19 protein-coding genes are annotated in these 19490 nt (G+C 62.5%); 3 read left to right on the top strand and 16 right to left on the bottom strand.

The genetic code is table 11. From position 1 onward, the window contains the following. Positions 1-49 precede the first annotated feature (49 nt). The 12 genes from PVZ78_RS16315 to ccoN (PVZ78_RS16260) all read right to left on the bottom strand — a co-directional run bounded on the left by PVZ78_RS16315 (position 50) and on the right by ccoN (PVZ78_RS16260) (position 9971). Complete coding sequence (locus PVZ78_RS16315) at positions 50-589, bottom strand: FixH family protein (RefSeq protein WP_038580661.1); 540 nt, start codon at positions 587-589, stop codon at positions 50-52. A gap of 11 nt (positions 590-600) precedes the next feature. Further along, a complete protein-coding gene (gene ccoG / locus PVZ78_RS16310; RefSeq protein ID WP_273828952.1) occupies positions 601-2016 on the bottom strand; it encodes a cytochrome c oxidase accessory protein CcoG in 1416 nt (471 codons plus the stop codon). Between the two features lie 205 nt (positions 2017-2221). After that, positions 2222-2632, bottom strand: coding sequence for a type II toxin-antitoxin system VapC family toxin (locus PVZ78_RS16305; RefSeq protein WP_273828951.1), 411 nt, complete (start codon positions 2630-2632; stop codon positions 2222-2224). Beyond that, positions 2632-2886: a type II toxin-antitoxin system Phd/YefM family antitoxin gene (locus tag PVZ78_RS16300; RefSeq protein ID WP_016704960.1), complete on the bottom strand. Its 255-nt coding sequence runs from the start codon at positions 2884-2886 to the stop codon at positions 2632-2634. The genes PVZ78_RS16305 and PVZ78_RS16300 overlap by 1 nt, the downstream gene beginning before the upstream one ends. A 165-nt stretch (positions 2887-3051) precedes the next feature. Beyond that, a complete protein-coding gene (gene ccoP / locus PVZ78_RS16295; protein WP_009047944.1) occupies positions 3052-4029 on the bottom strand; it encodes a cytochrome-c oxidase, cbb3-type subunit III in 978 nt (325 codons plus the stop codon). Then, positions 4026-4211, bottom strand: a complete 186-nt coding sequence (locus PVZ78_RS16290; RefSeq protein ID WP_003175465.1) for a CcoQ/FixQ family Cbb3-type cytochrome c oxidase assembly chaperone — start codon at positions 4209-4211, stop codon at positions 4026-4028. The genes ccoP (PVZ78_RS16295) and PVZ78_RS16290 overlap by 4 nt, the downstream gene beginning before the upstream one ends. Positions 4212-4216: 5 nt before the next feature. Continuing rightward, a complete protein-coding gene (ccoO, locus tag PVZ78_RS16285; protein ID WP_009042961.1) occupies positions 4217-4825 on the bottom strand; it encodes a cytochrome-c oxidase, cbb3-type subunit II in 609 nt (202 codons plus the stop codon). After that, positions 4825-6267 (bottom strand): cytochrome-c oxidase, cbb3-type subunit I, encoded by a 1443-nt coding sequence (gene ccoN, locus PVZ78_RS16280; protein WP_009042962.1) that lies wholly within the window; start codon positions 6265-6267, stop codon positions 4825-4827. Before ccoN (PVZ78_RS16280) ends, ccoO (PVZ78_RS16285) begins: the two co-directional genes overlap by 1 nt. 494 nt (positions 6268-6761) lie before the next feature. After that, on the bottom strand, positions 6762-7703 hold the full coding sequence (gene ccoP, locus PVZ78_RS16275) for a cytochrome-c oxidase, cbb3-type subunit III (protein WP_009047945.1): 942 nt from the start codon (positions 7701-7703) through the stop codon (positions 6762-6764). Continuing rightward, entirely contained in the window at positions 7700-7924 is a 225-nt protein-coding gene (locus tag PVZ78_RS16270) for a cbb3-type cytochrome oxidase subunit 3 (protein WP_009047946.1), read from the bottom strand. Before PVZ78_RS16270 ends, ccoP (PVZ78_RS16275) begins: the two co-directional genes overlap by 4 nt. A gap of 3 nt (positions 7925-7927) precedes the next feature. Next, positions 7928-8536 carry a cytochrome-c oxidase, cbb3-type subunit II gene (gene ccoO / locus PVZ78_RS16265; protein ID WP_007921349.1) on the bottom strand — a complete coding sequence of 203 codons (609 nt, stop codon included), beginning with the start codon at positions 8534-8536 and terminating at the stop codon, positions 7928-7930. Positions 8537-8546: 10 nt separating this feature from the next. Then, on the bottom strand, positions 8547-9971 hold the full coding sequence (gene ccoN / locus PVZ78_RS16260) for a cytochrome-c oxidase, cbb3-type subunit I (protein WP_009047948.1): 1425 nt from the start codon (positions 9969-9971) through the stop codon (positions 8547-8549). Positions 9972-10070: 99 nt separating this feature from the next. On the opposite strand from ccoN (PVZ78_RS16260), the gene PVZ78_RS16255 reads away from it, so the two are divergent. Beyond that, positions 10071-10769: an alpha/beta family hydrolase gene (locus PVZ78_RS16255; RefSeq protein ID WP_273828950.1), complete on the top strand. Its 699-nt coding sequence runs from the start codon at positions 10071-10073 to the stop codon at positions 10767-10769. 182 nt (positions 10770-10951) lie between these two features. Here the strand turns inward: PVZ78_RS16255 and PVZ78_RS16250 are convergent, their stop codons facing one another. The 3 genes from PVZ78_RS16250 to acnA all read right to left on the bottom strand — a co-directional run bounded on the left by PVZ78_RS16250 (position 10952) and on the right by acnA (position 16383). Further along, complete coding sequence (locus PVZ78_RS16250) at positions 10952-12517, bottom strand: methyl-accepting chemotaxis protein (protein WP_053278147.1); 1566 nt, start codon at positions 12515-12517, stop codon at positions 10952-10954. Positions 12518-12688: 171 nt separating this feature from the next. After that, the gene (locus PVZ78_RS16245; protein ID WP_273828949.1) at positions 12689-13480 is read right to left on the bottom strand and encodes a CPBP family intramembrane glutamic endopeptidase; all 792 of its coding nucleotides are present in this window, start codon (positions 13478-13480) and stop codon (positions 12689-12691) included. 161 nt (positions 13481-13641) lie between these two features. Then, positions 13642-16383 (bottom strand): aconitate hydratase AcnA, encoded by a 2742-nt coding sequence (gene acnA / locus PVZ78_RS16240; protein ID WP_273828948.1) that lies wholly within the window; start codon positions 16381-16383, stop codon positions 13642-13644. Positions 16384-16590: 207 nt separating this feature from the next. Here acnA and rlmM point away from each other — a divergent pair, with 207 nt between their 5' ends. Both rlmM and tusA read left to right on the top strand, forming a co-directional pair. Beyond that, entirely contained in the window at positions 16591-17664 is a 1074-nt protein-coding gene (gene rlmM, locus PVZ78_RS16235; RefSeq protein ID WP_009047953.1) for a 23S rRNA (cytidine(2498)-2'-O)-methyltransferase RlmM, read from the top strand. Between the two features lie 79 nt (positions 17665-17743). Beyond that, positions 17744-17995: a sulfurtransferase TusA gene (tusA, locus tag PVZ78_RS16230; protein WP_007921329.1), complete on the top strand. Its 252-nt coding sequence runs from the start codon at positions 17744-17746 to the stop codon at positions 17993-17995. Here tusA and PVZ78_RS16225 read toward each other — a convergent pair. Then, positions 17992-19398, bottom strand: a complete 1407-nt coding sequence (locus tag PVZ78_RS16225; protein ID WP_273828947.1) for an MATE family efflux transporter — start codon at positions 19396-19398, stop codon at positions 17992-17994. The genes tusA and PVZ78_RS16225 overlap by 4 nt on opposite strands. Between the last annotated feature and the right edge of the window lie 92 nt (positions 19399-19490).

Here is a 19490-nt window from a genome sequence, read left to right as displayed (position 1 = left end):
TACGTGGATCCGTAGGAGCCGGCTTGCCGGCGATGCACGAAGCGCGTGTTTATTTTTTCAGGTCTTCAGCCCCCTGCAGCGGTTCGTCACCCAGCAGCAGGTCCTTGTCGTGGCTGACCTGTTCCTCTTCGAACATGCGCCAGGTCTTGTCGCCTTCGACGCCCAGCAGTTCGACAAAACGGCGGCCATCGACCTTGTCGCTCAACTGGCCAATGTAGCGGCCCTGTTCGGTTTCGCTGCGGGCGAGGGTGATCTTTCGGTCTTTTTCCGGCTGGGTCGGCGAGATCAGGTTCAGCTCCAGGGTGGCGGGCGCGCTGTTGCCGCTCAGGCGCAGGTCGACTTCGCCGGTGAGGTCATCCAGGTGCACGCTGGCGCGCAGTTGCAGGGTCTGAGCCAGCAGTTCGCGGTCCAGGGAGCGGTTGATGCCTTTGCCGGCCTCGTAGTAGTTGTCGTTGACCAGGTTGTCCGGGTTGTTCACCGCAATGGTCACCATGGACAGGGTCAGGGCCACCGAGCAGGCCAGGATGCCGATGATGATCCAGGGCCAGAGGTGCTTGTACCAGGGGCTTGTGGCGGTCGCTGCGGGCATGATGACTTCTCTTAACGAATTTGTGGGCCGATGAACCGGCTCTTGGCTTCAACGTGGACGCTTTCGTCGTCGGCGTCCTTGAGGATGAATTTCACCTCGTTGGTGCTCGACGGCAGTTGCTCCGGCGAGCTCGACAGCTCGACCGGCATGCTGACGATATCGCCGGCCGCCACCTTGATCTCGCGTCGGCCTTGCAGCTTGAGGTCCGGCAGGCCGGCGGCGTCCAGTACGTAGGTATGGTCGCGCTGATCCTTGTTCATGATCTTCAGGCTGTAGACGTTTTCGATCCGGCCTTCGGCGTTCTCGCGATAGAGCACGCGGTCCTTGCTGACATCGAAGCCCACCAGCGAGCGCATGAAGAACGCGGTGACCAGCAGGCTGATCATCGCCAGCAGCACCAGCGCATAACCGATCAGGCGTGGACGCAGTTTATGGGTTTTCTGCCCGGACAGGTTGTGCTCGGTGGTGTAGCTGATCAGACCGCGCGGGTAGTCCATCTTGTCCATGATGTTGTCGCAGGCGTCGATGCAGGCGGCGCAGCCGATGCATTCGATCTGCAGGCCGTCGCGGATGTCGATGCCGGTCGGGCAGACCTGGACGCACATGGTGCAGTCGATGCAGTCGCCCAGGCCCATGGCCTTGTAGTCGACACCTTTCTTGCGCGGGCCGCGACCTTCGCCGCGACGCGGGTCGTAGGAGACGATCAGGGTGTCCTTGTCGAACATCACGCTCTGGAAGCGGGCGTAGGGGCACATGTAGATGCACACCTGTTCGCGCAGCCAGCCGGCGTTGCCATAGGTGGCGAGGGTGAAGAAGCCGACCCAGAAGTACGACCAGCCATCGGCCTGGCCGGTGAAGAAGTCGATGACCAGCTCGCGGATCGGCGAGAAGTAGCCGACGAAGGTCATGCCGGTGAGGAAGCCGATCAGCAGCCAGAGGCTGTGCTTGCTGAACTTGCGCAGGAACTTGTTGGCGCTCATCGGCGCCTTGTCGAGCTTGATGCGCTGGTTGCGGTCGCCTTCGGTGACCTTCTCGCACCACATGAAGATCCAGGTCCAGACGCTTTGCGGGCATGTATAGCCGCACCAGACGCGCCCGGCGTACACGGTGATGAAGAACAGGCCGAAGGCGGCGATGATCAAAAGCCCCGACAGCAGGATGAAATCCTGGGGCCAGAAGGTGGCGCCGAAAATGAAGAACTTGCGCTCCGGCAGGTTCCACCAGACAGCCTGGTGGCCGCCCCAGTTGAGCCACACCGTACCGAAATACAGCAGGAACAGGGCCGCGCCGCCCACCATCCGCAGGTTGCGGAAGAGGCCGGTGAAAGCGCGTGTGTAGATTTTTTCCCGAGAGGCGTAGAGATCTACGCTGTTGTTCGAATTCTTGGCAGGAGGGGTAACGTCATGTACCGGAATCTGGTTGCTCATCATTGCATCCCACGGCAGTGGAGAAATGCCCCGGTCAGTACGTGCCGACCGCGATCAAATAGGGGTGTTGCAGTGGCGCAATGATACGCCTGTCGCTCTAGCTCAAGGGTGCGACCTTTGGTCGCGTTGGGGGAAATCAATTGATGGTGTAATGACTTGAATCAATTGACTTGTGAATTATGGACGCTTTTCGTCGCGACCGCGTTCAATCGCTCCACGGGTTGAGCAGTTGCACACCGCTGGACTGGAAGTCGGCGATGTTGCGGGTAACGACTGTCAGCCCATGTTCCAGGGCGGTCGCCGCAATCAGGGTATCGCATTCATTGCTGCGATCCGGAACATGCAATCGGGCGCAGCGCATAGCGACAGCAGGATCAATGGCCAGGATTCGTCCGTCGAAAGCGGGCATCACGCGCAGTTCCAGCCAGGCACGCAGCAGGGCCCCTTGGGTGCGATCGCGGCGTTCCAACCGCAGGATGCCGGTTTCCAGTTCCAATAACGTAATGACTGATAAAAACAGGCTGGTGGGCGCCACGGCCTGAGCCCAGGCCACTACCTGGCGATCAGCGTTGGGCTTGCGTAATTCGGACACAACGTTGGTATCGAGCAAAAACATCAGGACAGATCGATCTCGCGAGGAATGATGGTGGCGCGCTCTGTTTCGAAATCGATTTCAGGCGCTTCAGGCATGGCCAGCATGTCGACGATGCTGGTGTTCAGGCCGCTCAGTTTTTCGTAGTCCTCAATGCTTAGCAGCACATGGGCGGGCCTGCCACGGTCGGTGATGATGACCGGGCCGTTTCTGGAGGCTTTTTTGGCACCACTTGTGTCCTGATTGAATTCGCGGCTGGAGATGGTGGTGATAGGCATCGTCATACTCTCGACAAAAATTTCATGTAGCAACGTTACTACTCTTGGCGTGAAGGGGGCAATCTCAACCGGGGGTGGAGCGACGGACGTGAGGGAGAGGGAAATAAAAAGGCCCCGCCAATGGACATTGGCGGGGCCTTTTTCTGTTACCCGAAGGTGTCTGCCTTACTCGGCGTCCGCCGGCTTGTCACTGTGGGACAGGCTGTAGACGTAAGCGGCCAGCAGGTGAACCTTGTCGTTGCCTTGCAGCTGTTCCTGGGCAGGCATCTGACCCTGACGGCCGTAACGGATGGTCTGCTGCAGTTGGGCGAAGCTCGAGCCGTAGATGAACGCGCCCGGATGGGTCAGGTCAGGTGCGCCCATGGCTGGGGTACCTTTACCGGCCGGACCGTGGCACGCCACGCAGTTGGCGGCGAAGATCTTCTGGCCGTTGGCCGGATCGGCCTTGGCGCTTTCCGGCAGCTTGCGGCCATCGAGGTTGGTCAGCACATAGGCAGCCACATCGCTGACGCCTTGCTCGCCGATGACTTCCGCCCAGGCCGGCATCACCGCGTGACGACCGCCCATGATGGTGGTCTTGATGGTTTCCGGCTCGCCGCCCCAGCGCCAGTCGGCGTCGGTCAGGTTCGGGAAGCCATAGGCACCCTTGGCGTCGGAACCGTGGCAGACCGAGCAGTTGGAGGCGAACAGGCGGCCACCCATCTTCAGGGCTTGCGGGTCCTTGGCGACTTCCTCGATCGGCATGGAGGCGAACTTGGCGAAGATCGGACCGAACTTGGCGTCCGACTTGGCCATTTCCTTTTCCCACTCGTGCACGCCGGTCCAGCCGGTCTGGCCGTTGGCGAAGGGGGTTTGCTTTTCGGTATCCAGGTAGTTGTAGCCTGGCAGGATGCCTTTCCAGTTACCCAGGCCCGGGTACAGCACCAGGTAACCCAGGGCGAAGACGATGGTGCCGACGAACAACATGAACCACCATTTCGGCAGTGGGTTGTCGTACTCCTCGATCCCGTCGAAGGAGTGGCCGACCGTCTCGTCGGTCTGCTCGGCGCGCTGGCCCTTGCGGGTCGATAGCAGCAGCCAGGTCAGGGCGAAAATGGTACCCAGACTGAGGACTGTGACGTACAGACTCCAGAACGTAGTCATTCTTTGTTACTCCTAGAAGCTTGCTCGACGTGCTTGATGGCTTCGGGATCATCCGCGAACGGCAGCAAGGTGGCGTCTTCGAACTCGGACTTGCGCTTGGGGCTGAACACCCACAGCGCCAGGCCGATGAAGGCCACCATCACCACTACGGTGCCCAGGCCACGAATCATCCCGATATCCATCCAGATCACCGTTTGCTTTTGATGATGGTGCCCAGGCCTTGCAGATAGGCCACCAGCGCGTCCATTTCGGTTTTGCCCTTCACGGCATCCTTGGCACCGGCGATGTCTTCGTCGGTGTAAGGGACGCCGAGCGTGCGCAAGACTTCCATTTTTTTCGCGGTGTCTTTGCCGTCGAGCTTGTTTTCTACGAGGAACGGGTAAGCCGGCATTTTCGACTCAGGTACAACGTTGCGCGGGTTGTACAGGTGCGCACGCTGCCAGTCATCGGAGTAACGACCGCCAACGCGGGCCAGGTCCGGACCGGTACGCTTGGAACCCCACAGGAACGGGTGGTCCCAGACGCTTTCACCGGCGACCGAGTAGTGGCCGTAGCGTTCGGTTTCGGCACGGAACGGACGGATCATCTGCGAGTGGCAGCCGACACAACCGTTGGCGATATAGACGTCGCGGCCTTCCAGTTCCAGGGCGGTGCGCGGCTTCATGCCTTCGACCGGCTTGTTGGTGACGTCCTGGAAGAACAGCGGAACGATCTGGGTCAGGCCGCCGATGCTGACGGCGATGACCATGAAGAAGGCCAGCAGGCCGATATTCTTCTCTACTGCTTCATGCTTCATCAGTGAGCTCCAACTACAGCGATCTGAGCGGCGGCTTCAGCTTCAGCCGGGTTCGAGGCGCGAACGGTACGGAACACGTTGTACGCCATGAACAGCATGCCGGCGGCAAAGAACGCACCGCCCAGGGCGCGCACGATGAAACCAGGGTGGCTGGCCTGCAGGGCTTCGACGAAGGAGTAGGTGAGGGTGCCGTCGTCGTTGATTGCACGCCACATCAGGCCCTGGGTGATGCCGTTGACCCACATCGAGGCGATGTACAGCACGGTACCGATGGTAGCCAGCCAGAAGTGGGTGTTGATCAGGCCGATGCTGTGCATCTGCTGGCGACCGAAGACTTTCGGGATCATGTGGTACAGGGCGCCGATCGAGATCATCGCTACCCAGCCCAAGGCACCGGCGTGTACGTGGCCGATGGTCCAGTCGGTGTAGTGCGACAGCGAGTTGACGGTCTTGATCGCCATCATCGGACCTTCGAAGGTCGACATGCCGTAGAACGCCAGGGACACCACGAGGAAGCGCAGGATCGGGTCGGTGCGCAGCTTATGCCAGGCGCCCGAGAGGGTCATCATGCCGTTGATCATGCCGCCCCAGCTTGGTGCCAGCAGGATGATCGACATGGCCATGCCCAGGGACTGCGCCCAGTCCGGCAGCGCGGTGTAGTGCAGGTGGTGCGGACCGGCCCAGATGTACAGGGTGATCAGCGCCCAGAAGTGCACGATGGACAGGCGATAGGAGTAGATCGGACGCTCGGCCTGTTTCGGCACGAAGTAGTACATCATCCCCAGGAAGCCGGTGGTCAGGAAGAAGCCCACGGCGTTGTGGCCGTACCACCACTGGATCATGGCGTCGGTCGCGCCCGAGTAGGCCGAGTAGGACTTGAAGAAGCTGACCGGCAGGGAAGCGTGGTTGACGATGTGCAGCATCGCGGTGACCACGATGAAGGCACCGTAGAACCAGTTACCCACATAGATGTGCTTGGTCTTGCGCTTGACGATGGTGCCGAAGAACACCAGACCGTAGGTGACCCAGACGATGGCCAGCAGGATAGCCAGGGGCCATTCCAGTTCCGCGTATTCCTTGGTGGTGGTGTAACCCAGCGGCAAGGTAACGATCGCGCCGACGATCACGGCTTGCCAACCCCAGAAGGTGAAGGCCGCCAGGCTGTCGGAAATCAGTCGCGTTTGGCAGGTTCGCTGCACGACGTAGTAAGAAGTGGCAAACAACGCACATCCACCGAAGGCGAAAATCACCAGGTTGGTGTGCAGCGGGCGCAGGCGTCCAAAGGTCGTCCATGGCAGACCGAAGTTCAACTCCGGCCAGACCAGTTGCGAGGCGATGAAGACACCGAGCCCCATGCCAAGGATCCCCCAGACCACCGTCATGATGGCGAACTGGCGGACTACCTTATAGTTATAAGCAGTCGGACTGATTGCTGTGCTCATTCTAAGGTTCCACGGTTTGGGTGTTTTATTAGGAGTAAAAATCGGCCGCAAGTATGGAGAAAGCGGGGGGTCATTGCAACGCGCCATGACCTGGGTCAATGCTTTCAAAAGCTGATTCTGCGGCCTTTCCATGCGCGGAGTAAGGACAAAATCGGCCCCGGACAAAATGTCGCAGCGGATGAAAAAGGCGAGGGGTACAGGTCAGTTGTAACCGGGTGTGTGGAAAGCCCTTGAACGAGCGACAGACGGTAAGTGGCGCGACAGCCGGTATAAACCAGCCTTTGCGGCCTGTCCTCGAACAACGGCTTCGAATGGAGCGGCTACTTCTGGTCTGTGACCGGCCAGTGCCAGTCCACTGCGAAGCAGCTTAGACCCGAATCCGGAGAGTGGAAAGGCAGGGAGTAGAGAGGGTGCGACACTTGGTCGCAAAGGAGGAGGGCTAAGCTTCAAGCGGCAAGCTGCAAGTCAAAAACTCACAGCTTGCCGTTGATCTTTTACTTATCGCTTGCAGCTTCTGGCTTGCTGCTGTGGGAGAGGCTGTAGACATAGGCCGCGAGCAACTGGACCTTGTCGTTGCCGAGCAGTTCGTTCTGCGCCGGCATGTGGCCCTGGCGACCGTGGCGAATGGTCTGTTGCAGCTGGGTCAGGCTGGTGCCGTAGATGAAGCCTGCCGGTTGCGTCAGGTTCGGCGCCCCCATGATTTCAGTGCCCTGGCCGTTGGCGCCATGACAGGCGACGCAGGTGGTGCTGAAGGCTTGCTTGCCGGCGACGAGGTCGGCGCTGCTGTCGGCGGGCAACGGCAGGCCGGCGAGCTCGTGACGCACATAGGCCGCGACGTTCTTCACCCCGTCCTCGCCCAGCACTTCACCCCAGGCTGGCATGGCCGCCATGCGGCCACCCATGATGGTGGCCTTGATGGTGTCGGCGTTACCGCCCCAGCGCCAGTTGTTGTCGGCGAGGTTAGGGAAGCCGAACGCGCCCTTGGCATCCGAGCCGTGGCACACCGAGCAGTTGGAGGCGAACAGGCGTCCGCCCATTTTCAGCGCCTGCGGGTCCTTGGCCACTTCTTCCACGGGCATGGCGGCGAACTTGGCGAAGATCGGGCCGAACTTGGCGTCTGCCTTGTCCATTTCCTTTTCCCATTCCTTGGTCTGGGTCCAGCCGTCCTCATAGCCCGGCAGGATACCTTTCCAGTTGCCCAGGCCCGGGTAGAGGATCAGGTAGCCGACGGAAAACACCAGGGTGCCGGCGAACAGCAGGAACCACCATTGCGGCAGGGGGTTGTCGTACTCCTCGATGCCATCGAACGCGTGCCCCATGGTCTGGTCGACGCTGCCCTTGGTTTCGCCCTTGCGCGTGCCGATCAACAGCCAGGTCAGGCCGATCAGGCTGCCTATGGTCAGTACGCAGATGTACGTACTCCAGAAGGTGGTCATGGCCGAATGCTCCTTGTCGCATGCTCTTCGGATTGAGCGTCATCAGATGGATTGCCGGGCACTTCCGGCGAAGGTTCGTCGGCGAAGGGCAGCAGGCGCGCCTGGGCGAACTCCGGGTTGCGCTTGGCGTTGAAAACCCAGATCGACAGGCCGATGAAGGCAATCATCACCACCAGCGTGCCGAGCCCGCGGATCATGCCGGTATCGAGTTCAAGACCCATGGCTCACCTCTTGCTCTTGATCGCAGTGCCAAGCACTTGCAGGTAGGCGACCAGGGCATCCATCTCGGTCTTGCCCTTGAGGGAAGCGACGGCGCCGGCGATATCATCGTCGTTGTACGGCACGCCGAGGGTGCGCATGGCACGCAGCTTGGTTTCGGTGTGGCTGCTGTCGACCTGCTGGGTGACCAGCCATGGGTAGGCCGGCATCTTCGACTCGGGCACCACGTTGCGCGGGTTGTACAGGTGCGCGCGGTGCCAGTCGTCGGAGTAGCGGGCGCCGACCCGGGCCAGGTCCGGACCGGTACGCTTGGAGCCCCACAGGAACGGGTGGTCCCAGACGCTTTCACCGGCGACCGAGTAGTGGCCGTAGCGTTCGGTTTCGGCACGGAACGGACGGATCATCTGCGAGTGGCAGCCGACGCAGCCTTCGCGGATGTAGATATCGCGGCCTTCCAGCTGCAGGGCGGTGTAGGGCTTCATGCCTTCCACCGGCTTGTTGGTGACGTCCTGGAAGAACAGCGGGACGATCTGGGTCAGACCGCCGATGCTCACGGCAAACACCATCAGCAGCATCAGCAGGCCGACGTTTTTCTCGATGACTTCGTGTTTCATGGCGGACTCCTCAGGCCATCTGCGCAGCGGCGGTGATTTCGGCAGGCTGGGCTGCGCGTACGGTGCGCCAGGTGTTGTAGGCCATCAGCAACATGCCGAAGAGGAAGATCGCGCCACCGGCGAAGCGCACGATAAAGCCCGGATGGCTGGCCACCAGGGTTTCGACGAAGGAGTAGGTCAGCGTCCCGTCTTCGTTGACCGCGCGCCACATCAGGCCCTGGGCGATGCCGTTGACCCACATCGAAGCGATGTAGAGCACGGTGCCGATAGTGGCCAGCCAGAAGTGCGCGTTGATCAGGCCGATGCTGTGCATCTGCTCACGACCGAAGACTTTCGGGATCATGTGGTACAGCGCGCCGATGGAGATCATCGCTACCCAGCCCAGGGCGCCGGCGTGGACGTGGCCGATGGTCCAGTCGGTGTAGTGGGAGAGGGCGTTGACGGTCTTGATCGCCATCATCGGACCTTCGAAGGTCGACATGCCGTAGAACGCCAGGGACACCACCAAAAAGCGCAGGATCGGATCGGTGCGCAACTTATGCCAGGCCCCCGAGAGGGTCATCATGCCGTTGATCATGCCGCCCCAGCTGGGCGCCAGCAGGATCAGCGACATCACCATGCCCAGCGACTGTGCCCAGTCCGGCAGCGCGGTGTAGTGCAGGTGGTGCGGGCCGGCCCAGATGTACAGGGTGATCAGTGCCCAGAAGTGCACGATGGACAGACGATAGGAATACACCGGACGTTCGGCCTGCTTGGGCACGAAGTAGTACATCATCCCCAGGAAGCCCGCGGTCAGGAAGAAACCCACCGCGTTGTGGCCGTACCACCACTGGACCATGGCGTCGGTCGCACCGGCATACAGCGAGTAGGACTTGGTCAGGCTGACTGGCAGCTCCAGGTTGTTGACGATGTGCAGGATGGCCACGGTGATGATGAAACCGCCGAAGAACCAGTTGCCGACGTAGATGTGCTTGGTGTTGCGCTTCATCACCGTGCCGAAGAACACGATGGCGTAGGCCACCCAGACGATGGTGATGAGGATGTCGATCGGCCATTCCAGCTCGGCGTATTCCTTGGAACTGGTGTAGCCCAGCGGCAGGCTGATGGCCGCCAGGAGGATGACAAGCTGCCAGCCCCAGAAGCAGAACGCGGCGATTTTCGGCGCGAACAGCTGGGTCTGGCAGGTGCGTTGCACCGAGTAGAAGGAGCTGGCGAACAGTGCGCAGCCACCGAAGGCGAAGATCACCGCGTTGGTGTGCAACGGGCGCAGGCGACCGAAACTGGTCCAGGGCAGGTTGAAGTTGAGTTCGGGCCAGACCAACTGGGCAGCGAGAAAAACCCCGAGCCCCATGCCGACGATGCCCCACACCACCGTCATAATGGCGAATTGGCGGACCACCTTGTAGTTGTAGGCGGTACTGATAGAAGTGTTCATGGTTCCCCATCCACGGTTCAGCTGAAGTGAAAGCGACTGCGCACGGCAAGGCGCGCTCACTTCTTCTGGAGTTATAGGCAGACTAAAAGCGAGGTAAGCATGGGCAAACGGCAAGGGGCTGTTATTGACGGGGATCAATGGGCGCAGTGCGTGCGGGAACGTGGCTGGCTCTGGGATGTCGCGCAGGAACCGCTGGCCGGCGAACCCCTGACCCTGATCCTGGCCCATGGCGCCGGCGCGCCGATGGACAGCGCTTTCATGAACGACATGGCCGCACGCCTTGCGGCGCATGGGGTCAACGTCCTGCGCTTCGAGTTTCCCTACATGGCCCAGCGTCGCCTCGATGGTGGCAAACGGCCGCCTAACCCGGCGCCGAAGCTGCTGGAGTGCTGGCGCGAGGTATATGCCCAGGTGCGACCTCATGTCGCTGGGCGGCTGGCCATCGGCGGCAAGTCCATGGGCGGGCGCATGGCCAGTTTGCTGGCCGACGAGCTGGGCGCCGATGCGCTGGTGTGCCTGGGGTATCCGTTTTATGCCGCCGGCAAACCGGAGAAACCGCGGGTCGCCCACCTGGCCGAATTGCACACCACGACCCTGATCGTCCAGGGCGAGCGCGATGCCCTGGGTAACCGCGAGGCGGTCGAAGCCTATGCGCTGGCACCGGCTATCGAGCTGTTCTGGCTGGCGGCCGCCGACCATGACTTGAAACCGCTCAAGGCCTCCGGCTTCAGCCATGAGCAGCATCTGGAGGCGGCCGCGCGGAAGGTTGCTGAGGTTTTGCGCGGTCTGACTGGCTGAACGACTCTTCTGTAGGAGCAGCCGGTCGATGTTCGATTGCTCGCGATTGTTTTTCAAGGCGACAACGGTGGCGACTGCCAGGCCGCATCGCGAGCAAGCTTCGCTCCTACAGGGTGCGCGGGGCTGGAAAAAGGCAATAAAAAACCCGGAAGGCAAACCTTCCGGGTTTTTTGTTTTGCGGCTTAGCGGTTGAAGCGTTCGACCAACGAGTACTGCGTGTTGGCGGTGCGGGTCAGTTCTTCGCTGAGCTGTGCCGAGTTCAGGGCCTGCTCAGAGGTCTGGTCGGCCAGTTGGGCGATGGTGCTGATGTTGCGGCTGATCTCTTCGGCCACGGCGCTTTGTTCTTCGGTGGCGGCAGCGATCTGGGTGGTCATGTCGGTGATGTTGGCCACCGCTTCGCTGATCCCCACCAGCGCCTGGTCGGCTTCCAGTACCCGGGCCACGCCTTCCTCGGCCTGACGGTGCCCGGCGTCCATGGTCTGCACCGCCGTGCTGGCGGTTTGCTGGAGCTTGGCGATCAGGGTGTGGATCTGGCCGGTGGACTCGCTGGTGCGTTGCGCCAGTTGGCGAACCTCGTCGGCCACCACCGCGAAGCCGCGACCCATTTCCCCGGCGCGAGCCGCTTCGATGGCCGCGTTCAACGCCAGCAGGTTGGTCTGGTCGGCGATGCCCTTGATCACGTCGACCACGCCGCCGATTTCGTCGCTGTCCTTGGCCAGCTGGGTCACGGTCAGGCCGGTTTCGCCCACCACCACCGACAGGCGCTGGATCGCTTCGCGGGTCTCCCCGGCGATGTCGCGCCCGCGCCCGGTGAGGCGGTTGGCTTCCTGGGTGGCGTCGGCGGTGCGCTGCACGTGGCTGGCCACTTCCTGGGTGGTGGCGGCCATCTGGTTGACCGCGGTGGCCACCTGTTCGGTCTCCACGCGCTGGCGTTCCAGGCCACTGGAGCTGTTGTGCGCCAGGGTGTCGGACTGCCGTGCCTGTTCGTTGAGGTGCTCGGCGGTGTCCTGCAGGCGGGTCAGGCAGGTTTTCAGGCGGGCTTCCTGGCTGAGGATCGACATCTCCAGGCGCGCCTGGGCGCCACGGCTGTCGGTGTACATCTGGGCGATCAGCGGGTCGGAGGTGGTCTGCTCGGCCAGGCGCAGCAAGCGCTTGAGGCCGCGCTGTTGCCAGCTCAGCCCGAGCAGGCCGAGCGGCACGGAAAGGCCGGCGGCGAGGGCGAAGCCCCAGGAGGAGTTGAGCCAGGCACCGATCAGGAAGCTCAGTTGGCTGACCAGGATGAATGGCAGCCAGTCCTGGAGTATCGGCAGCCATTTATCGCGTTTCGGAATCGCCGACTTGCCCTGGTTGATGCGTTGGTAAAGCGCTTCGGCCCGGCGGATCTGCTCGGCGGTGGGCTTGACCCGCACCGACTCGTAGCCGACCACTTGCTGACCTTCGAAGACCGGTGTCACGTAGGCGTTGACCCAGTAGTGGTCACCGGTCTTGCAGCGATTCTTGACAATGCCCATCCATGGCAAGCCTTGTTTCAGGGTGGCCCACATATGCGCGAACACCGCGGCCGGAACGTCGGGGTGACGGACCAGGTTGTGCGGTGCGCGGACCAGTTCCTCACGAGAAAACCCGCTGATTTCAACGAAGGCATCGTTGCAGTAGGTGATCACGCCTTTGGCATCGGTAGTGGAGATCAACCGTTGCTGAGTCGGAAAGGTACGTTCGCGCTGAGTGACGGGCTGGTTGTTACGCATGGTTTTTCTATCCGCAAGGCTTTGATAGGTTGTCGGCGGTCTTCGCCAATTATTGAAGTTTTTTTCTGCAATTTGAGAAGTGCTTCATTGACAGAGGCCTGATTCTGCAAGGAGGGGCGAGGGGAAGCGGCGAAGCCGAGGCCCGTTCAGGGAACCCCGGCTTGGCAAGGGTCAACCCGCCAGCATCGGGTAGGTGAACAGCCCGAAGTGCAGCAGGTTCAGACCGAAATGGGTGGCCACCGCGGCGCCCAGGCCGCCAAAGCGGTAGGCCAGGCCATAACCGACCCCAGCAATGCTCGCCAGCAGCCACCATTGCCAGCCGGCGCCCACATGCATCAGGCCGAACAGCAGGGCCGCGCACATCAGCGCCAGGTTTTCACCATAGGGCAGGTGCTTGAAGCGACGACTCAGGCCGCCCTGAATGTAGCCACGAAACAGCGCTTCTTCCACCAGGGTGACCAGCAGCAGGTTGTTCAGCACCCACAGCCAGGCCTGATCCGGCCATTTCGGCGCCCAGTTGATGATGCCCAGCAACACCGCGCCGCCCAGGGCCGCCAGTGCGGTCAGGGTCAAGGCCAGGGCGGTGGTGTAGAGGGACAGGCGCAGCGAACGCCGGTCGATGATCCAGGGGCAGACCAGCAACAGCCAGAAGCCGATCAGCGGCTTGTCCTGGTTCAGGTACATGGAAAACGGCACGGCATCGGCGGTGAAGCGTTCCGGGCCGATCGCCCGACCATTGTAGAAACCGGGCAGCCAGTGCATGGCCAGCGCCAGGGCCAGTACCACGAACAGGCCGTGCCCCAGGTAGCGCGCGTAAGGGCTTTTCTGCTGGCGCACGGCAAAGCCCGCGCACAGCAGCAAGGCGACGGAAACCGCCGCCAGCAGGCCCAGTTGGCCGTAGCTCAGGGCCAGGGCGTAACCAATGGAGAGAAGTGCCAGGTACATCCATGGCAGAACAGTCATGTGAAATCCTTGTTGCGAAAAGAATGGAATCAGCCGCTCGCGCCACCTGCGTCAGCGGTTACTGGATAGAACGAACGGGGGGTCAGTATAACGAGGCGTGGGCGATGAATAAGTGAAACAAAAACACCGCCCGGAGGCGGTGTTGGTTTTGCGGCATGGCGTTACGCGGCGATCAGCTGTCTCAGGACGTAGTGCAGGATCCCGCCGGACTTGAAGTATTCCACTTCGTTCAGGGTGTCGATGCGGCACAGCACCTCGACCTTTTCCTGGCTGCCATCCTCGCGAGTGATCACCAGGGTCAGGTTCATCCGCGGCGTCAGTTCGACGCCGGTCAGTCCCTGGATATCCAGGGTTTCCTTGCCAGTGAGGTTCAGGCTCTTGCGGTTCTGGTCGAGCTTGAACTGCAGCGGCAGCACGCCCATGCCCACCAGGTTGGAGCGGTGGATGCGCTCGAAGCTCTCGGCGATCACCGCCTTGACCCCCAGCAGGTTGGTGCCCTTGGCGGCCCAGTCGCGGCTGGAGCCGGTGCCGTATTCCTGGCCGGCGATCACCACCAATGGCGTGCCCGCTTGCTGGTAACGCATGGCCGCGTCATAGATCGCCAGTTTCTCGCCGGTGGGGATGTACAGAGTGTTGCCGCCTTCCTCGCCGCCGAGCATTTCGTTGCGGATGCGGATGTTGGCGAAGGTGCCGCGCATCATCACCTGGTGGTTGCCGCGACGCGAGCCGTAGGAGTTGAAGTCCCGCGGTTCCACGCCTTGCTCGCGCAGGTAGCGGCCGGCCGGGCTGTCGGCCTTGATGTTGCCGGCCGGGGAGATGTGGTCGGTGGTCACCGAGTCGCCCAGCAGCGCGAGGACCCGCGCGCCCTTGATATCCTCGATCACCGGCAGGGGGCCGGCGATGTCGTCGAAGAAAGGTGGGTGCTGGATATAGGTGGAATCCGCCTGCCACACATAGGTCGCGGCCTGCGGCACTTCGATGGCTTGCCACTGGGCGTCGCCGGCGAAGACCTCGGCGTATTCCTTGTGGAACATCCGGGTGTTGACCTGGGTGACCGCCTCGGCGATTTCCTGGGTGCTCGGCCAGATGTCGCGCAGGTAGACTGGCTTGCCGTCCTTGTCTTCGCCCAGCGGCTCGCGGCTGATATCGATGCGCACGCTGCCGGCCAGGGCATAGGCCACCACCAGCGGCGGCGAGGCCAGCCAGTTGGTTTTCACCAGCGGGTGCACGCGGCCTTCGAAGTTGCGGTTGCCGGACAGCACCGAGGCGACGGTCAGGTCGGCTTTCTGGATGGCTTTCTCGATCGGCTCCGGCAAGGGGCCGGAGTTGCCGATGCAGGTGGTGCAGCCGTAACCCACCAGGTCGAAACCCAGGGCGTCGAGGTATTGGGTCAACCCGGCGGCCTTGTAGTAGTCGGTGACCACTTTCGAGCCCGGGGCCAGCGAACTCTTCACCCAGGGCTTGCGCTTCAAGCCTTTTTCCACGGCCTTTTTCGCCACCAGGCCGGCGGCCATCATCACGCTGGGGTTGGAGGTGTTGGTGCAGGAGGTAATAGCGGCGATCACCACCGCGCCGTTTTTCAGGCGATAGGTCTGGCCATTGTGGGCGTAATCGACTTCGCCTATCAGGTCGGCGCTGCCCACGGCCACGCCACCACCGCCTTCGCTTTCCAGGCGGCCTTCTTCCTTGCTGGTGGGCTTGAACTGCAGATCGAGAAAGTCAGTGAAGGCCTGGCCGACGTTCGGCAGCGAGACCCGGTCCTGCGGCCGCTTCGGCCCGGCGAGGCTGGCTTCCACCGTACCCATGTCCAGCGCCAGGCTGTCGGTGAACACCGGCTCCTTGCCCGGCAGGCGCCACAGGCCCTGGATCTTGCTGTAGGCCTCCACCAGTTTCACCACGGCGTCCGGGCGGCCGGACAGGCGCAGGTATTCCAAGGTAACGTCATCCACCGGGAAGAAGCCGCAGGTGGCGCCGTATTCCGGGGCCATGTTGGCGATGGTGGCGCGGTCGGCCAGCGGCAGGTCGGCCAGGCCGTCGCCATAGAACTCGACGAATTTGCCGACCACGCCTTTCTTGCGCAGCATCTGGGTGACGGTCAGCACCAGGTCGGTGGCGGTGATGCCTTCCTTGAGCTTGCCGGTCAGTTTGAAACCTATGACTTCCGGGATCAGCATCGACACCGGCTGGCCGAGCATCGCCGCCTCGGCCTCGATGCCGCCCACGCCCCAGCCGAGCACGCCGAGGCCGTTGATCATGGTGGTGTGGGAGTCGGTGCCGACCAGGGTGTCGGGGAAGGCGTAGGTGCGGCCGTCTTCGTCCTTGGTCCAGACCGTGCGGCCCAGGTATTCCAGGTTGACCTGGTGGCAGATGCCGGTGCCCGGTGGCACCACGCTGAAGTTGTCGAAGGCGCTCTGGCCCCAGCGCAGGAAGGCATAACGCTCGCCGTTGCGCTGCATTTCAATGTCGACGTTCTGTTCGAAGGCGGTGTTGCTGCCGAACTTGTCGACCATCACCGAGTGGTCGATCACCAGGTCCACCGGCGACAACGGGTTGATGCGTTGCGGGTCGCCGCCGGCCTTGGCCATGGCCGCGCGCATGGCCGCCAGGTCGACCACCGCCGGCACGCCGGTGAAGTCCTGCATCAGCACCCGCGCCGGGCGGTACTGGATCTCGCGATCCGAGCGACGCTCCTTGAGCCAGGCGGCGAGGGCCTTGAGGTCGGCGCCGGTGACGGTCTTTTCGTCTTCCCAGCGCAGCAGGTTTTCCAGCAGGACTTTCAACGACATCGGCAACTTGTCGAGATCGCCAAGGCGCTTGGCGGCTTCTGGCAGGCTGAAGTAGTGGTAGGTCTTGTCGTCGACTTTTAATGTTTTAAGGGTTTTCAGGCTATCGAGGGACGGCATTGAATCACTCCTTTTGGTCCGCACGGCTACGGACCTGACGGGAAGGGCAGAGCTCTTAAGCTAGCCCTGTTTTCAGTAGCTGGCTAATAACTGGACTCTATGGATAAGTCCAAGGTTCCGAACTCGGCTATCATGCGCCGGTTTTCGTGACAGGCTTTGCTACAGCGGGTTTGCGCATGATTCATTGCCAATTGCCCAGGAGATTCGATGAACACCCTCTTTATGCACTGCCGGCCGGGCTTCGAAGGCGAAGTCTGCTCCGAGATCGCCGACCATGCCGCGCGCCTGAACGTGGCCGGGTACGCCAAGGCCAAGCCGAGCACCGCCTGTGCCGAGTTTGTGTGCAGCGAAGAAGACGGCGCCGAGCGCCTGATGCGCGAGCTGCGTTTTGCCGAGCTGATCTTTCCGCGACAGTGGGCGCGGGGCGTCTTCGTCGATCTGCCGGAAACCGACCGCATCAGCGTGATCCTGGCCCATCTGGCGAGTTTCCCGACCTGCGGCAGCCTGTGGCTGGAAGTGCTGGATACCAATGACGGCAAAGAACTGTCGAACTTCTGCAAGAAATTCGAAGCGCCACTGCGCAAGGCGCTGACGGCGGCTGGCAAGCTGGTGGACGATGCCGGCAAGCCACGCTTGCTGCTGACCTTCAAAAGCGGCCGCGAGGTGTTTGTCGGCCTGGCCGATGCCGGCAATTCGGCCATGTGGCCGATGGGCATTCCGCGCTTGAAGTTCCCTCGTGAAGCGCCCAGCCGCTCGACCCTGAAGCTGGAGGAGGCCTGGCACCACTTCATTCCTCGCGATCAGTGGGACGAGCGCCTGCACGGCGACATGACCGGCGTCGACCTCGGTGCCGCCCCGGGTGGCTGGACCTGGCAACTGGTCAACCGCGGCATGCTGGTCACTGCTGTCGACAACGGGCCGATGGCCGAAAGCCTGATGGACACCGGCCTGGTGCAGCACCTGATGGCCGACGGTTTCACCTTCAAGCCCAAGCAGCCGGTGGACTGGATGGTCTGCGACATCGTCGAGAAGCCGGCGCGCAACGCTGCCTTGCTGGAAACCTGGATCGGCGAGGGGCATTGCCGCGAAGCGGTGGTCAACCTGAAGCTGCCGATGAAGCAGCGTTACGCGGAAGTGAAGCGTTTGCTCGAACGGATCGAAGACGGTTTCAAGGCCCGTGGCATTCGCGTGGCGATCGGCTGCAAGCAGCTGTACCACGACCGTGAAGAAGTGACCTGCCACCTGCGCCGGCTGGATGAAAAGAAGGCCAAGGCCCGTTGAGCTCAGTTGCGGCGCAATGTCACAGATAGCGTCGATGCCGGCATTGCGCGACAATGCCGGCCAGTTCCAGGAGTGAGTTATGAGTCAAATCATCGATACGCCGGTCGACGGCACGCTGGATGCCACCGGGCTCAATTGCCCGGAGCCGGTCATGATGCTGCACCAGCATATTCGTGACCTGCAGCCCGGCGGCCTGCTCAAGGTGATCGCCACCGATCCCTCGACCCGCCGCGACATCCCCAAGTTCTGCGTGTTCCTCGACCATGAGCTGGTCGCCCAGCAGGAAGAGGCCGGCACCTATCTGTATTGGATTCGCAAGAAGTCCGGTTAACCCGCCGCCCGGCTGATGCGGATTCGCTTGCGCGCGCTGCGCGCCAGGCGGATCGACAGCATCAGCGCCGCGCAGCTCAGGCCGGCAATCAAACCTTCCCACAGCCCGCTCGGGCCGCTGGCGGGGCCGAACCAGTCGGTCAGCCCCAGTACATAACCCACCGGCAAACCGATGCCCCAGTAGGCGAGCAGCGTCAGGACCATGGTCACCCGAGTGTCCTGATAGCCACGCAGGGCGCCTGCGCAAATTACCTGGATCGCGTCGGAGAACTGGTAGAGCGCGGCGTACACGATCAGCATCGCCGCCACCTGGATCACCGCGGTGTCCGGGGTGTAGATCGAGGCGATGGATTCACGCAGCAGCAGGATCAGGCTCGCGGAGAACAGGGCGAAGGCCAGCGCCGCGCCCAGGCCGACTCCGGCGGCGAAGCGTGCCTGATGCGGATTGCCGGCGCCCAGGGCCTGGCCGACCCGCACGGTGACCGCCATGCCCAGGGAATACGGAATCATGAACAGCAGGGAGCTGATGTTCAGGGCGATCTGGTGCCCGGCCACCACCGTGGCGCCGAGGCTGCCGATCAGCAGGGCGATCACCGCGAAGATGCTCGACTCGGCAAACACCGCGATGCCGATCGGCAGGCCGACGCTCAGCAGGCGCTTGATCACCGCCCACTGCGGCCAGTCGAAACGCTGGAACAGCTGGCTGCTCTGGTAGGCCGGGGCCCAGCGGGTCCAGCCGGCCATGGCCAGCATCATTGCCCACATCACGATGGCCGTCGCCCAGCCGCAACCGACGCCGCCCATGGCCGGCACGCCGAAGTGGCCATAGATGAACACGTAGTTGATGGGGATGTTCAGGGCCAGGCCGAACAGGCCGATGACCATGCTCGGTCGGGTGCGGCCCAGGGCATCGCTGCAGCAACGCAGCACGTAATACAGCGCCACCGCCGGCAGGCCGCTGGCGATGCCGTGCAGGTATTCCATGCAGGGGCCGATCAGCGTCGGGTCGACCTTCATCAGGTGCAGCACCGGCTCGGCACTGAGCAGAATCAGGCTGGCGCCCAGGCCGACCGCCAGGGCCAGCCACAGCGCCTGGCGCACGATCGGGCCGATCTCGCCATAGGTGCCGGCGCCGACCCGCTGGGCCACCTTGGGCGTGGTGGCTAGCAGGGTGCCGGTCATCAACAGGAACACCGGGATCCAGATCGAGTTGCCCAGCGCCACCGCCGCCAGGTCCCGTGGGCTGTACCGGCCGGCCATCACCGCATCGACGAAGCCCATGGCCGTGGTCGCCAGCTGCGCGATCATGATCGGCAAGGACAGGGCCAGCAGGCTGCGCAGTTCAAGGCGCACCCGGGCCGGGCGGTTGAGGGAGGTGGCAGGGGTATCGGTCACGGAATTCACAGGCGAAGCGTCCACAGGGTTGATGCGCAGGGCGGCGTATTCTACGCATTGACGGATGAGTCAGGAAAAAACCTCTGTTGTCGATTTGTAAG

Origin of the sequence: Pseudomonas sp. SBT1-2 (genome assembly GCF_028640875.1) — a bacterium.
Lineage (GTDB): Bacteria > Pseudomonadota > Gammaproteobacteria > Pseudomonadales > Pseudomonadaceae > Aquipseudomonas > Aquipseudomonas chlororaphis_I.
The sequence above is the reverse complement of the archived record's forward strand: the minus strand, read 5'-3'. Positions and strand labels throughout refer to the sequence as shown.

Bases quoted from the DNA above. Each gene is read 5' to 3' on its own strand.
- ccoN (WP_009047948.1), bottom strand. From the start codon at position 9,971: ATGAACACTTCTATCAGTACCGCCTACAACTACAAGGTGGTCCGCCAA.
- ccoG (WP_273828952.1), bottom strand. From the start codon at position 2,016: ATGAGCAACCAGATTCCGGTACATGACGTTACCCCTCCTGCCAAGAAT.
- ccoP (WP_009047945.1), bottom strand. From the start codon at position 7,703: ATGACCACCTTCTGGAGTACGTACATCTGCGTACTGACCATAGGCAGC.
- PVZ78_RS16250 (WP_053278147.1), bottom strand. From the start codon at position 12,517: ATGCGTAACAACCAGCCCGTCACTCAGCGCGAACGTACCTTTCCGACT.
- ccoN (WP_009042962.1), bottom strand. From the start codon at position 6,267: ATGAGCACAGCAATCAGTCCGACTGCTTATAACTATAAGGTAGTCCGC.
- PVZ78_RS16300 (WP_016704960.1), bottom strand. From the start codon at position 2,886: ATGCCTATCACCACCATCTCCAGCCGCGAATTCAATCAGGACACAAGT.
- ccoO (WP_007921349.1), bottom strand. From the start codon at position 8,536: ATGAAACACGAAGTCATCGAGAAAAACGTCGGCCTGCTGATGCTGCTG.
- PVZ78_RS16305 (WP_273828951.1), bottom strand. From the start codon at position 2,632: ATGTTTTTGCTCGATACCAACGTTGTGTCCGAATTACGCAAGCCCAAC.
- PVZ78_RS16290 (WP_003175465.1), bottom strand. From the start codon at position 4,211: ATGGATATCGGGATGATTCGTGGCCTGGGCACCGTAGTGGTGATGGTG.
- ccoP (WP_009047944.1), bottom strand. From the start codon at position 4,029: ATGACTACGTTCTGGAGTCTGTACGTCACAGTCCTCAGTCTGGGTACC.
- PVZ78_RS16255 (WP_273828950.1), top strand. From the start codon at position 10,071: ATGGGCAAACGGCAAGGGGCTGTTATTGACGGGGATCAATGGGCGCAG.
- PVZ78_RS16270 (WP_009047946.1), bottom strand. From the start codon at position 7,924: ATGGGTCTTGAACTCGATACCGGCATGATCCGCGGGCTCGGCACGCTG.
- ccoO (WP_009042961.1), bottom strand. From the start codon at position 4,825: ATGAAGCATGAAGCAGTAGAGAAGAATATCGGCCTGCTGGCCTTCTTC.
- acnA (WP_273828948.1), bottom strand. From the start codon at position 16,383: ATGCCGTCCCTCGATAGCCTGAAAACCCTTAAAACATTAAAAGTCGAC.
- PVZ78_RS16315 (WP_038580661.1), bottom strand. From the start codon at position 589: ATGCCCGCAGCGACCGCCACAAGCCCCTGGTACAAGCACCTCTGGCCC.
- tusA (WP_007921329.1), top strand. From the start codon at position 17,744: ATGAGTCAAATCATCGATACGCCGGTCGACGGCACGCTGGATGCCACC.
- PVZ78_RS16245 (WP_273828949.1), bottom strand. From the start codon at position 13,480: ATGACTGTTCTGCCATGGATGTACCTGGCACTTCTCTCCATTGGTTAC.
- rlmM (WP_009047953.1), top strand. From the start codon at position 16,591: ATGAACACCCTCTTTATGCACTGCCGGCCGGGCTTCGAAGGCGAAGTC.